Origin of the sequence: Pseudomonas sp. S49 (assembly GCF_009866785.1) — a bacterium.
GTDB lineage: Bacteria > Pseudomonadota > Gammaproteobacteria > Pseudomonadales > Pseudomonadaceae > Aquipseudomonas.
On record NZ_CP019432.1, the window covers coordinates 3861349 to 3873802 of the forward strand.

At 59.0% G+C, this 12454-nt stretch carries 13 protein-coding genes; 2 read left to right on the forward strand and 11 right to left on the reverse strand.

Features of this window, described 5'->3' with window-relative positions; translation table 11 throughout:
* Nucleotides 1-392: 392 nt before the first annotated feature.
* The 10 genes from catA to PspS49_RS17080 all read right to left on the reverse strand — a co-directional run bounded on the left by catA (nucleotide 393) and on the right by PspS49_RS17080 (nucleotide 9845).
* Entirely contained in the window at nucleotides 393-1310 is a 918-nt protein-coding gene (gene catA, locus PspS49_RS17035) for a catechol 1,2-dioxygenase (RefSeq protein ID WP_160040615.1), read from the reverse strand.
* Between the two features lie 163 nt (nucleotides 1311-1473).
* The gene (catC, locus tag PspS49_RS17040; RefSeq protein ID WP_150652796.1) at nucleotides 1474-1764 is read right to left on the reverse strand and encodes a muconolactone Delta-isomerase; all 291 of its coding nucleotides are present in this window, start codon (nucleotides 1762-1764) and stop codon (nucleotides 1474-1476) included.
* A gap of 15 nt (nucleotides 1765-1779) precedes the next feature.
* Nucleotides 1780-2901 (reverse strand): muconate cycloisomerase family protein, encoded by a 1122-nt coding sequence (locus PspS49_RS17045; protein ID WP_160040618.1) that lies wholly within the window; start codon nucleotides 2899-2901, stop codon nucleotides 1780-1782.
* 22 nt (nucleotides 2902-2923) lie between these two features.
* Entirely contained in the window at nucleotides 2924-3685 is a 762-nt protein-coding gene (locus PspS49_RS17050; protein ID WP_160040621.1) for a 1,6-dihydroxycyclohexa-2,4-diene-1-carboxylate dehydrogenase, read from the reverse strand.
* 21 nt (nucleotides 3686-3706) lie between these two features.
* Nucleotides 3707-4720: a benzoate 1,2-dioxygenase electron transfer component BenC gene (benC, locus tag PspS49_RS17055; RefSeq protein WP_160040624.1), complete on the reverse strand. Its 1014-nt coding sequence runs from the start codon at nucleotides 4718-4720 to the stop codon at nucleotides 3707-3709.
* A gap of 20 nt (nucleotides 4721-4740) precedes the next feature.
* Nucleotides 4741-5229: a benzoate 1,2-dioxygenase small subunit gene (benB, locus tag PspS49_RS17060; protein WP_137216584.1), complete on the reverse strand. Its 489-nt coding sequence runs from the start codon at nucleotides 5227-5229 to the stop codon at nucleotides 4741-4743.
* A complete protein-coding gene (gene benA, locus PspS49_RS17065; protein WP_160040627.1) occupies nucleotides 5229-6584 on the reverse strand; it encodes a benzoate 1,2-dioxygenase large subunit in 1356 nt (451 codons plus the stop codon). The genes benB and benA overlap by 1 nt, the downstream gene beginning before the upstream one ends.
* Before the next feature lie 153 nt (nucleotides 6585-6737).
* On the reverse strand, nucleotides 6738-7694 hold the full coding sequence (locus PspS49_RS17070; RefSeq protein ID WP_160040630.1) for an AraC family transcriptional regulator: 957 nt from the start codon (nucleotides 7692-7694) through the stop codon (nucleotides 6738-6740).
* Nucleotides 7695-8578: 884 nt separating this feature from the next.
* Nucleotides 8579-9502 carry a helix-turn-helix domain-containing GNAT family N-acetyltransferase gene (locus tag PspS49_RS17075; RefSeq protein WP_160040633.1) on the reverse strand — a complete coding sequence of 308 codons (924 nt, stop codon included), beginning with the start codon at nucleotides 9500-9502 and terminating at the stop codon, nucleotides 8579-8581.
* A 67-nt stretch (nucleotides 9503-9569) separates the two neighbouring features.
* On the reverse strand, nucleotides 9570-9845 hold the full coding sequence (locus PspS49_RS17080; RefSeq protein ID WP_160040635.1) for a hypothetical protein: 276 nt from the start codon (nucleotides 9843-9845) through the stop codon (nucleotides 9570-9572).
* Nucleotides 9846-9983: 138 nt separating this feature from the next.
* Here PspS49_RS17080 and PspS49_RS17085 point away from each other — a divergent pair, with 138 nt between their 5' ends.
* Together PspS49_RS17085 and PspS49_RS17090 are read left to right on the forward strand one after the other, a co-directional pair.
* A complete protein-coding gene (locus tag PspS49_RS17085; protein ID WP_127928435.1) occupies nucleotides 9984-10820 on the forward strand; it encodes an AraC family transcriptional regulator in 837 nt (278 codons plus the stop codon).
* 54 nt (nucleotides 10821-10874) lie between these two features.
* Nucleotides 10875-11471: a LysE family translocator gene (locus PspS49_RS17090; RefSeq protein ID WP_127928437.1), complete on the forward strand. Its 597-nt coding sequence runs from the start codon at nucleotides 10875-10877 to the stop codon at nucleotides 11469-11471.
* Between the two features lie 112 nt (nucleotides 11472-11583).
* Here PspS49_RS17090 and PspS49_RS17095 read toward each other — a convergent pair whose 3' ends face one another.
* Entirely contained in the window at nucleotides 11584-12354 is a 771-nt protein-coding gene (locus tag PspS49_RS17095) for an AraC family transcriptional regulator (RefSeq protein ID WP_123593317.1), read from the reverse strand.
* Between the last annotated feature and the right edge of the window lie 100 nt (nucleotides 12355-12454).

The following is a 12454-nucleotide window of genomic DNA, read 5'->3' on the forward strand; positions in this document are numbered from 1 at the left end:
TTGTGACAAAACTAAACGATCTTAAAAATACGTAGCCAATATCTTTTTCGCATTACCTTAGGCCTGATTTCCCCTCACCCCAGCCCTCTCCCGGAGGGAGAGGGAGCCGATCGAGGTGTATATCGCGATACATCGACCTGAACGACCGAGTCGATTATGGATTCGGCACAAACTGTTCAGGTCGGCGTAGCACTAAATATCGCCTCGGTCAGTATCCTCCCAACCCTCTCCCGGAGGGAGCCGACCGAGTTGTTTAGCGTTATGCATCGACCTGAACGACCGGGTTGGATTCGGTACAAAACGTTCAGGTCGACGTAGCGCTCAAGGTCATCTCGGTCAGTCCCCTCTCCCTCCGGGAGAGGGTTAGGGTGAGGGAACCAGACGACTCGGTATCAAGCGTCTTGCAACGCACGCGGCCGTTGGCTGCGTTGTTCGGCACTGGCGTCCGGTGCCTGCTGCAACTGGAAGTCGAACTTCAGCTCGGCATAACGCCCCAAAACCGCGTCCTCGCGGAACACCACCTCCCCGACCAAACCTTCACGGGTCGCATAGGCGAAGTCATCCCACAGGTATTGATCACCCGACAGATTGATCTGCGTCGTCAGGTGCCGATGCCCCGGTGCGCTGATGAAGAAATGCACATGCGCCGGGCGCTGGCCATGGCGGCCGAGCTGGTTCAGGCATTCCTGGGTCGGCCCTTGCGGGTCGCAGCCATAGCCGGACGGCACGATGCTGCGAGCGCGGTAGCGGCCCTCGGCGTCAGTGATGATGCGGCGGCGCAGGTTGTACTCGGACTGGCTCGGGTCGAAAAACGAATAGGTGCCCTTGGTGTTGGCGTGCCACAGGTCAACGGTGGCACCGGACAACGGCTGGCCCTGCAGATCGAACACCTGGCCTTCGAGGTGCATAACGGTGGCGACGCCCTCCTCGCTGCCGTCATCCATGCGGCACTCGCCTTCACACAGCGGCGCGCCGGCCACGTACAGCGGGCCTTCGATGGTGCGCGGTGTGCCGCCGGTCAAGCCGATCTGTGCATCCTTGGCATCCTGTAGCAGGTCAAGAAAATGCTCGAGGCCCAGCCCCGCGACCAATAATCCTGCTTCCGAGCGCGCACCCAAACGGTTGAGATAGTCGACCGCTTTCCAGAACTCGTCCTCGCTGATCTCGAGGTCTTCGATGATCTTGGCGCTGTCCTGCAAGATGCGCAGGACGATGGTTTTCAGCCGGGAGTTGCCGTCGTCGTTGGCAAAACCGGCGGCTTCTTTGAAGAATGTTTGCAGCTCGGCGGTGTGGGCAATTTTCACGGTCATGGTGGTTACCTCATCTTGTTGTTTTGTCGACGCAGTTCTTGAGTTCCAGCACCGTCCCTTGTAGGAGTGAGCCTGCTCGCGATAGCGGTCTGCCAGTTACCATCAATGCTGAATGACACACCGCTATCGCGAGCAGGCTCACTCCTACAGGGACCGGGTTGGGTCAGCGATCGTCGCTGTGGATCGACGACGGATGCCGGCAGAGGCCATCGACCTCGATGTCCATGTAGGGGAACAACGGCAAAAGCATCAGCGTGTCGTGCAGGGCCTCAACGCTCGGCACATCGAACACGCTGTAATTGGCGTAATGCCCGGCGATGCGCCACAGGTGCCGCCAGACACCTTCGCGTTGCAGCCGTTGGGCCAATTCCTTCTCGTCTGCCTTGAGCCGGGTGGCCAGTGACGGGTCCATATCGACGGGTAATTTCACGGTCATTTTTACGTGGAACAACATGCTGGTTCTCCTGATTCAGTGGCGGCGAAAACGCGCCAGACGCTCTTCGTCCAGCGTCAGGCCAAGGCCCGGGGTTCGCGGGATGTGCAGGTGGAAATCGCGGTACTGCGGCGCTTCGGTGACGATGTCTTCGGTCAGCAACAACGGGCCAAATAGCTCCGTGTCCCAGGTCAGTTGTTTGAGCGTGAGGAAGGCGTGCGCCGAGGCCAGCGTGCCGACGGAGCCTTCGAGCATGGTCCCGCCGTAGAGCGCGATGCCTGCTGCTTCAGCGATCTGCGCGGTTCTGAGCACAGCACGCGGGCCGCCGTTCTTGGCGATTTTCAGGGCGAACACACTGGCAGCGCCGTCAGCAGCAAGACTGAAAGCATCCTCGACACTTTCGATCGATTCATCGGCCATGATCGGCGCCGGGCTGCGCTGGTTCAGGCGAATCTGCCCGGAGCGGTTGACCCGCGAAATCGGCTGTTCAATCAGGTCGATGCCGTTGTCACCCAGTACCTGACAACCACGAATCGCCTGGGACTCATCCCAATACTGGTTAACGTCAACCCGCACACTGGCACGCTCGCCCAAGGCTTTTTTGATCGCCACCACGTGCTTGAGATCCTGCTCCAGCGGGTTGGCACCGATCTTCAATTTGAAGATGCGATGGCGACGCGCTTCAAGCATCTGCTCGGCTTCGGCAATGTCGCGCGCGGTGTCGCCGCTGGCCAGGGTCCAGGCCACTTCGAGGCTGTCCCGCACGCGGCCACCGAGCAGTTCACTGACCGGCAGGCCGAGGCGCTTGCCTTGAGCATCGAGCAGTGCACTTTCGATGCCGGACTTGGCGAAGGTATTACCCTTGGCGATCTTGTCGAGCCGATGCATCGCGGCGTTGATGTTGTTGGCCTCCATGCCAACCAGCGCCGGGGCCAGATGTGCGTCGATATTGGCTTTGATGCTTTCCGGGCTTTCATAACCGTAGGCGAGGCCGCCGATGGTGGTGGCTTCACCGATGCCTTCAATACCATCGCTGCAGCGCAGGCGCAGAATCACCAGGGTCTGCTTCTGCATCGTGTGCATCGCCAGTTTGTGCGGGCGAATGGTCGGCAGGTCGACGATGATCGTCGTCAGGTTTTCAATCAGAATTCGCTGCATTTCAATGTCCCTCGAAAAGTCATCAACCAAGGTCGCCGCCACCGACCGGCAGGGTCACGCCGGTGATGTACGAGGCGTCATCGGAAGCCAGAAAGAGGATCGCGCCGACCTGTTCATCAAGGCTGCCGTAGCGTTTCATCAGGCTGCTGTCGAGGGTTTGCGCGACGATTTCCTGATACCAGGCCTGCTCCTGCGCCGACGGTTCGGCGGCATTGCGCGGGATGCGCCGGGGCGGTGCTTCGGTGCCACCCGGCGCGGTGGCGTTGACGCGAATACCGCGCTCGGCGTTCTCGAATGCCAGGCACGCGGTCAGCGCATTGATACCGCCCTTGGCCGCGCCGTACGGCACGCGATTGACGCTGCGGGTAGCAATCGATGAAACGTTGACGATGGCGCCGCCCCCTTGCTTGAGCATGTATGGCAGCGCGGCGTGGCAACACCACAGGGTCGGGAACAGCGAGCGGCGCACTTCAGCCTCGATCTGTTCGACTTCGTAATGCTCGAAGGGCTTGGCCCAGATCGTGCCGCCGACGTTATTGATCAGGATGTCGAGTCGGCCGAAAGTGTTGATCGCCTCGACCATCACCCGCGCACACTCGGCGTATTGCTCAAGGTCGGCGGTCAACGCGAGAACACCCTCGCCTTGCAGCTCGTGAACCAGCTCGGAGCGGTCGACGGCAACCACTTGCGCGCCTTCGCGCAACAGGCGTTCGCACACACGGCGGCCGATACCCTGCGCCGCGCCAGTGACCAGCGCGACCTTGTTGGAGAATCTGTTGTTCATGACAACCTCGAAAGAAGGGTTTCAGGCAGCCGCTGCGGCGAATTTTTCGTAGTAAAAATTCGCGGGAGTGATGCCCTGCTCGCGGATGTATTGGCTGACCGCTTCGACCATCGGCGGCGGGCCGCAGAGGTAGACGTCGACATCGCCTTCATTGAGGTGGCGCGGCTCGATGTGCTGGGTGACGTAGCCCTTCAGAGGATGCGCACTCTGCGGGTTGGCCACGCAGGCACCGAAACTGAAATTGGCGATCCGTGCGGCAAAGGACTCGAGACGATCGAGTTCCACCAGATCGAAATCGTTGGTCACGCCGTAGATCAAATGCACCGGGTGCGCGCTGCCCTGCTCGGCGATCTTTTCCAGCATCGCGGTGAACGGTGCCAGGCCGGTGCCGCCCGCCAACAACAGCAGCGGCCGCTTGATCTCGCGCAGGTAGAAGCTGCCCAAAGGCCCGGCCAGGTTCATGCTGTCGCCAGCCTTGGCCAGCCCGGTTAGGAAGCTGCTCATCAGGCCACCGGGCACGTTGCGAATCAGGAAACTGACTTCTCCGTCCTTCTGCAATGAGCTGAAGGAGTAAGCGCGGGTCTGCTCGCTGCCGGGCACTTGCAGGTTGACGTATTGCCCCGGCAGAAACGCCAGTTTGCTCAGCGCTTCGCCCTTGATCGACAGCGCGATGGTGCTCTCGGACAACTGCCGGACAGCGCTGATCGAGGCCTGGAAATTCGCCTGTTCGGTCTTGCACACATGTGAGCCGGCCGGCACTCGCACGACGCAATCGCTTTCAGCGCGCATCTGGCAGGTCAGCACATAACCTTGCGCAAGCTCGTCGTCGCTCAAGGCGTCTTCAATGAAGTTGTCGCCCATGTCGTACCGCCCGGCCTCGGCAAAACATTTGCAGGTGCCGCAGGCGCCATCGCGGCAGTCCAGCGGGATGTTGATGCCTTGGCGATACGCCGCATCGGCCACGGTTTCATGGCCGCCAGCCTCGATGAAACGGGTGACGCCGTCTTCAAAATTAAGCGCAATCTGGAAATTCATGGTGCACCTCGCCGTGTCGACTAGATGTGGTAGATGTCGATGACCTGACGGACGTAATCGTTTTTCAGCACGACTTTCTTGGCCTTGATCAGCGGCTGTTCGCCACGCAGATCGAGGGTGTAGAAACTGCTGCCGAAGTAGCTGTCGGTGACCTGATAGCGAAAGCTCAGGGTGTGCCAGTTGAAGCGCACCAGGCACTGGTCTGCGCTCTGCTCGACGATTTCGATGTTGCTCAGGTTGTGCGAGGTGCGGGTGTCGGGGATGGTCGCGCTGGAGCGCTCGGTCTTGATCCGGAAGATGCGATCTTCGAGGCCGCCACGGTTGCCGTACCAGATCAGCGAGATTTCGCTTTGAGGGTCTTCGGTGAGCGTGTCGTTGTCGTCCCAGGCCGGCATCCAGAAGGTCGCATCGGCGGCGTACAGTTCCAGCCATTGATCCCACTGGCCGTCATCGAGATAACGCGCCTCGCGGTAGAGAAAATCGCGCACGCTGTCGTAGAGGTTGCTCATCACACGGCCTCCACGGGGATCAACTGTGGCTCGGCGGCAGCGGCCTTGAGCATGGTTTCCTGCCAGTACTTGTGTTGCAGCACGAACAGGCCTTCGTCTTCGGTGCGCATGCCGGAGAGCAGCGGTTTCAGGTCGATTTCTTCGGCCGCTGCGTCCGCGCCTTCAACCCAATGGGTGGCGCCACGGGACATATCATTCCAGCCGCGCCCGGCGCCGTAGCCGGTCTGGCATGAGCGGAACTCTTCCAGATCATCCGGCGTGGCCATGCCGCTGACGTTGAAGAAATCTTCGTACTGCCGAATACGTTTGGCGCGCGCATCGGCGCTCTCGCCTTTGGGAGCGATGCAGTAAATGGTGATTTCGGTCTTGTTGACCGAGATCGGCCGGGCGATACGGATCTGTGAGCTGAACTGATCCATCAAGTACACGTTGGGGTACAGGCACAGGTTGCGTGAGTTCTCGATCATCCAGTCGGCGCGGGCCTGGCCGAAATCCCGGGCCAGTTCGTCGCGACGCTCATAGGCGGGACGATCTTCAGGGTTGGCCCAGCGGGTCCAGAGCAGCAGGTGGCCGTGATCGAAGGAATAGAAACCGCCGCCCTTCTTCGCCCAACTGCCAGCGCTCATGGTCTTGATCGCCTCACCTGCTTCGCGCTGTTGACGCTGGTTCTGGGTGGCGGCGTAGTTCCAGTGCACCGAACTGACGTGGTAACCGTCGGCACCGTTTTCGGCGGTGAGTTTCCAGTTGCCTTCGTAGATATAGGAACTGGAACCGCGCAGTACTTCTAGACCTTCTGGCGACTGGTCGACGATCATGTCGATGATTTTTGCCGACTCGCCCAGATGTTCGGTGAGGGATTTCACATCGGCATTCAGGCTGCCGAACAGGAAGCCGCGATAGGACTCGAAACGCGCGACTTTGGTCAGGTCGTGAGAGCCTTCGCAGTTGAAACCTTGCGGGTAACCCGCTTCGCTCGGGTCTTTGACCTTGAGCAGTTTGCCGCTGTTGTTGAACGTCCAGCCGTGAAACGGGCAGGTGTAGCTGGAACGGTTGCCGGACTTGTGCCGGCACAGCATGGCGCCGCGATGGCTGCAGGCGTTGAGAAAAGCGTTGAGCACACCGTCCTTGTTGCGCGCGATAAAAATCGGCTGGCGCCCCATGGTGGTGGTGAGAAAATCGTTGTTGTTGGGCAGCTGGCTTTCGTGGGCAAGGTAAATCCAATTGCCTTCGAAGATGTGCGCCATCTCCAGTTCAAACAGACGCGGATCAGTGAACATCTCCCGCTTGCAGCGGTAGGCGCCCTTCTCCTTGTCTTCTTCAAGCATGGCATTGAGGTAGTCGATTCCCAGGGACATGGCCGGGGCCTCCATTGTTATTGTTCAGGCCAGGTCAGGTTAGGGAGGCGATGCACGGGGCAATAGCCGAATCCTGCAGATCGCTATCCGTTTTGTGCAGGATGGCGCGGCAGATGATTCGGCGTGTTTCAGAGGGGGGTTTAGCGCAGTGTTTTAGTGGCGGCGTTTGAAGGTCTGCGACGGCAGTTCGCCGTACTGTTGGCGATAGCTTTCGGAGAAACGACCCAGGTGCAGGAAGCCGTAGTCCAATGCCAGTTCGGTGAGGTTGCGTACCGGGCAGCTTGGGTCGCTGAGGCAGGTGTGAATGCGCGCAAGCTTGCGCTGGCGGATGTATTGCATCGGCGTGACGCCGAGTTGGCGTTCGAACAACGCGTACAGCGAGCGCGGGCTCATGCTCGCCTGCGCCGCCAGATGTTCGGCCGGCAAATCCAGTTTAAGGTTACGTTCGATGTAATCGAGGATGCGCTCGAAGCTGACGTTCGGTGCGCTCAGGCACTCACGGCTGACATTGGTGCTCATCAGTGAGATCAGTTTGCTGCCGATGATCTGCGCGTAATGCTCCTGTACCCGTAACAACGGATCGCTGGCCTCGGCTTCCTGGCAGATCATCGCGAGCAGGTTGGTGAAACCTTCCAGCTCATCGAGCCGATAGTGATTGCGCAGGAAACGGATACCGCTGGAGGGGTGCTGCCAGCGCTGCTCGTCGCACACCGATTCGAGCACGCTGACCGGCACCTTGAGGATGAATTTCTCGCAGTCTTCCGAGTACGTCAGATCAACCGGATCATCCGGGTTGATCAACAGCAACTCGCCAGGCACCAGATGCTGTTCGTGCTTGTGCCCGCGCCACAGGCAATTGCCTTGCAAGAGCACTTGCAGGTGGTAAACGGTCTCCAGCGCCACGGAGGTCACGCGCACGCTGCCGCCATAGCTGATGCGGGCCAGATCGAGATCGGCGAGTTTGCGATGGTTGAGGCTGGCTTGCGGGTGGGTGGTTCTGGACAGGCCAATGAAGTGCTGGCCGACGTGCTGATTGACGTAGTCGGAGACGGCATAAGGGTCAGCGTGACGGAACACGCTGCTGCGATCGCTCAGCAGATGGCTGTCCATGGGGCGTTGCTCGTTGTTGTCGTTATTTTTGGGATCACGGGGATTCAGGCATCACGAGCCACAGTACGCCGGAGTGTCAGAGTGGGCAATTGGACGAAGGTTTGGGTGCTCGATAATCGAACGCTTTTTGCGGACTACAGAGTGGTTTGAACAACGCCTACACTTGCCGAAGAAATGCCCTACACGCCAAAAAAACCCGACACAGAAAAATCCTACTTATGACAGCTTTATAAAACAAAAAAAAACCCGTTTCAGTCGAAACTGAAACGGGCTTCTCCCACCTCAACGGCCGTTACTTCAGGTCGTCAAAGTGGTCTCGCAGGAACTCGTAAAAGCGAAAGGCTTTAAACAATCTCCATACAAGGCTCAGCGTACGCAGCAAAAGCTTCATACGTTTTGGCCTCCAGGGCTGGGGGCCAAACCTCCAGCAAGCTTACCGGATCATGCTTGCCTTCAGCATGCATGTCAAAGCAGCCAATGAGGCGGCCGGTTGAAAGCCCTCCGAAGTATCATTCCGGCACGGGTGCAAAACCGTGTCAGAGGGAATGAAATCGTTGAGTTGCCAGCCAAACCTCGTCGCTGCTTAGACATGTGAGCGTCGGCATCATAACCCTCAATAGAACGATACATGACCAGGTAATTCATCGGCTTTGTAAAACGTTATTTCTGCCAGCATTGCTCTTTTCAACATTGGATAACGTATGCATCCACCTGAAACAGAATATTAATGTTGCGAGGGGACGCAAAGACTCATACCATGAGCACATGTCAAAGCAGCTAGTGAAGCAACAAACCTCAGCCGCAAACCGAGGTTAAAAAAACCACCCCGCTAAGGTGGTTTTTTTTCGTCTGCCTTTTCACTGCACTCGACGACGAAAAACAGATCACAACGTCCGCGCCCACGTCTGACTCACCAGATCCTTGCCAAAGCTGTGAACCGCCTCCTCCTCCACCAATTCAAAACCGGCCTTCTGATAAATCTTGCGCGCAGCGGTCAGGTTACTGGTCGTCCACAAGGTCATTTTCTGGTACCCGATCTGCCGGGCAAAGCGCAGGCACTCCTCGACCAGACGGCTGCCAATGCCCAAGCCCCGCGCGCTGGCGTCGACGTAGAGCATGCGCAGTTTGGCGGTTGTTTCATCCTGGCGGACGATGAACACCGAGCCGATGACCTTGCCGTCCTTTTCCGCAATCCAGCAGCGCTCGCTCGTCGGGTCGTAATCACGCAGGTACTTGGCGACCACCTCGGCCACCAGCGCCTCGAACTCCGAATTCCAACCGTACTCACGGGAATACAGGGCCGCTTGTTGCTGCATCACCGTGCCCATGTCGCCGGGCTGCGGATCGCGTAATACGTAGGTTGCGTCTTTGTTGCCTTGCAGCAGTGCCTGGATCAACGTCATGGCGCCGATCAGTTGCTTCTGCTGCGGTTCAGGCAATCGCTCGAGCATGGCGACGATCTGTTCGCGGGAGGCCTTTTCCAGCGGAATCAGGATTTCACGGCCCAAATCGGTTAAGTGCAATTGCGCAGCGCGAGCGTCCGTGGGCGACGGGACTTTCTGGATCAAGCCGCGCTTCTCGAAACCGCTGATGATGCGGCTCATGTAGCCGGCGTCCAGGCCGAGCATCTGGCGCAGGTCGGCACTGGTCAGGTCACCGCGCGAGGCCAATTCATACAAGATGCGTAGCTCGGTCAGCGAGTAGTCGCTTTGCAGCAAATGCTCCTGCAATACGCCGATCTGATGGGTGTAGAAGCGGTTGAAGCCGCGCACAACGTCGGCTTGCTCGAGGAGATGGCTGCTGGACATGGCAGATACTCAGTTAATTGCTTAAAGCAACTATATATTTGCCTAAAGCAACCATGTCAACAGAAAGCTATCGACACTTGGCCAACACCACCTGACAGGTGTCCGGCGTGCCCCCGGAGCGCCCGGCATAACGGATGCAGTTGTTCATCGATTTCTGCCGGGCCATGTTCAGACTGGAGCCCCAGGCCAGACCGCCCTCGCCGACCGACGGCAAGGCTTTCGCGTAGCAGGCGTCGCCAACACCCGACGGTGGATAGTGTTTTCGGCTGGAGCAACCTGCATTAAGCGTCAGGCTAAGGCCGATCAGGGTAAGCATGCCCCAGAGCGTGCATCGGTTGAGCATCGTTTTTCACCTGCCGCCAAAACGGGTCGTAACCTGCTGAGTCTAGCCCTCTCACCTGCACAAATCTTCTAAACGTCGATGACCATTGCGCGGTATTTTATGGGGCCGCACCTTTCAATGGCGAACACTGGAGCCTTCGTGGATAAACGCAACTGGATCGAGCTGTCCCAGGATGTCGACACCGGGATTGAATCGATTCGTGCTCACTTCGAGGGGCATGCCTACGATCCGCACTGGCATGACAGCTTTCTCGTCGGCGTCACCGAGCAAGGTGTGCAGCAGTTCAATTGCCGCCGCGTGCGCCATCGCAGTACGCCGGGAAACGTGTTCCTGCTGGAGCCGGGGGAAATCCACGATGGGCAAGCGCCGACCGAGGAAGGTTTTACCTATTCGATGCTCTACCTCGATCCGCACTGGCTGGAGCGTGAACTGCATGCGCTGTTCGAAGACGCACCGTCCGACAGCCAGCCCGGTTTTGCCGACACGCTGAGTCAGGACCCGCGTCTGGCCACAGCGATCAGTCACGCTTTCCATGCGTTGCATGACGGCGATCTGCGCATCGTCCGGCAGACCGCCGTCGATGGTTTGCTGAGCTCGCTCACGCGCCATCTCGACTGGCGCAAGCGCCAGGTTTTCGATCCGCGCCTGCCATTGGTGGCGCAACTGGCGCGGGATTATCTGCACGCGCATACCTATGAAGATATCGGTCTCGATGATCTCGCGCGGGTCTGCGGGGTCGACCGTTTTCGTCTCAGCCGCGCCTTCAAGTCGGCTTTTGGCCTGGCGCCCCACGCGTACCTGATCCAGTTGCGCCTGGCCAAGGCGCGGCAGTTACTGGCCCGGGGTGAAACGCCGGCGCAGGTCGCCAGCGTGCTCGGTTTTGCTGATCAGAGTCACATGGGGCGGTGGTTCCGCCGCGCCTATCAACTCACCCCCGCCGACTACCGCAAGCGCTGCTCAAACCTTCCAGACTGATCCACAACGACTGGCGATCATGGCTTCCTGTGTTTACTTCCAAGGAATCCGCCCGTGGCGTCATTATTGCCCTTCCTGCTGTTTGCTTTCGTTGCCTCGATCACGCCGGGGCCGACCAATATTCTGGTGTTGAGCCACAGTTCGCGCCAAGGCTTGCTCGCCACGCTGCCAATCATTTTTGGCGCCTGCGCAGCGGCGGCACTGATTGTATTGGTGGTCGGCCTCGGTGCCGGTGAAACCTTGCTGCGCTACCCGCGCGTGCAGCAAGCCATGGCCTGGGGCGGCGTGCTTTGGTTGAGCTGGCTGGCGTGGCAGATCTATCGCAGCACGCCGCCATCGCTGGACCCTACGGATACACAGGAAGAAAGTTTCAACGTGCTGGGCGCCGCCATGCTGCAACTGGTCAATCCCAAGGTATGGATGATGGCTGTAGCGGTGGTCAGCGTGTTTGTCGGCGGTGGCGACAAGACCCTGCGACTGCTGGTGTTGTCGCTGGCGTTTCTGTTGGTGTCGTTGCCATGCATGACGTTCTGGGCGTTGCTGGGTGTGGGCAGTGCGCGATTGATGGGATCGCCGAAAGCGTTCAAGCGGATGAACACGGCACTGGCGTTGTTATTGCTGCTCTCGGCATGGCTAACTGTCCTGGCTTAACGCCCTCGTAGGAGCTGCCGAAGGCTGCGATCTTTTGATTTTGTTTTTTAAGATCAAGATCAAAAGATCGCAGCCTTCGGCAGCTCCTACATAGCGCTTCAATACCATTTCATCAGGGTGAGGTGGCCTGCCGGTACTCACGCGGCGTAAACCCGGTCGACGCCTTGAACTGCCGAGTGAAGGCGCTGTGATCGGTATAGCCGCATTGCAACGCCACATCGGTAATCGGCAAGTCGGTGTGCAGCAAGCGGTGCGCGTGTTCGAGGCGCACTTTCTGGATCATCTGCCGTGGCGTCAGGTGGAACACGCGTTTGCAGTAACGCTCCAGTTGCGCGACTGAAATACCGGCGATTCGCGTCAGTTCACCGAGGGTCACGCGGCGATTGAAGTTCGCGCGGATATGCTCATCGACAGCCGCCAGCCGCTCGAATGCCGGGTGCGTTTCACTGGCCGATTGCAGGTCCACGGAAATCCCCGCCAGGCCAATGATCACCCCGTCACGGTTGTACAGCGGCTGCTTGTGCGTCAGGCACCAGCCCGGTTCGCGACTGCCGTACAGATGCAGTTCGAGCTGATCCTCCAGCACAAAGCCCTCCTCCAGTACCTTGCGATCCTGCTCGGTGTAGCCGGGTCCGAGTTGTGCCGGGAACACCTGCGCACTGGTTTTCCCGAGCAACGGGCGCAAATCCTTCAAGCCACAGCGTTGCACCAGCGTGCGATTCGCGAGCACGTAACGGGCTTGCACATCCTTGATGAAAATCGCCGCATTAGGGATCACATCGAGCATCGGCAACAACAGCGCGGCGCCAGCCAAGAGCTCCTCAAGTGTTTGCGGACGATGCCCATCAATGCCTTGAGACAGGATCGAAAACGCCTGTTGCATCAAAGATTCCTCTCGTAACGTGGATGGACGAAGCGCCCGCCATGCGGTCTTCGCGTGCAGATTGCAGCATCGCTCAAGACCTGTCGAGGGCCACGTTTCG

Bases quoted from the DNA above. Each gene is read 5' to 3' on its own strand.
- PspS49_RS17080 (WP_160040635.1), bottom strand. From the start codon at position 9,845: ATGCTCAACCGATGCACGCTCTGGGGCATGCTTACCCTGATCGGCCTT.
- catA (WP_160040615.1), bottom strand. From the start codon at position 1,310: ATGACCGTGAAAATTGCCCACACCGCCGAGCTGCAAACATTCTTCAAA.
- PspS49_RS17095 (WP_123593317.1), bottom strand. From the start codon at position 12,354: ATGCAACAGGCGTTTTCGATCCTGTCTCAAGGCATTGATGGGCATCGT.
- PspS49_RS17050 (WP_160040621.1), bottom strand. From the start codon at position 3,685: ATGAACAACAGATTCTCCAACAAGGTCGCGCTGGTCACTGGCGCGGCG.
- PspS49_RS17045 (WP_160040618.1), bottom strand. From the start codon at position 2,901: ATGCAGCGAATTCTGATTGAAAACCTGACGACGATCATCGTCGACCTG.
- benB (WP_137216584.1), bottom strand. From the start codon at position 5,229: ATGAGCAACCTCTACGACAGCGTGCGCGATTTTCTCTACCGCGAGGCG.
- PspS49_RS17075 (WP_160040633.1), bottom strand. From the start codon at position 9,502: ATGTCCAGCAGCCATCTCCTCGAGCAAGCCGACGTTGTGCGCGGCTTC.
- benC (WP_160040624.1), bottom strand. From the start codon at position 4,720: ATGAATTTCCAGATTGCGCTTAATTTTGAAGACGGCGTCACCCGTTTC.
- PspS49_RS17070 (WP_160040630.1), bottom strand. From the start codon at position 7,694: ATGGACAGCCATCTGCTGAGCGATCGCAGCAGCGTGTTCCGTCACGCT.
- benA (WP_160040627.1), bottom strand. From the start codon at position 6,584: ATGTCCCTGGGAATCGACTACCTCAATGCCATGCTTGAAGAAGACAAG.
- catC (WP_150652796.1), bottom strand. From the start codon at position 1,764: ATGTTGTTCCACGTAAAAATGACCGTGAAATTACCCGTCGATATGGAC.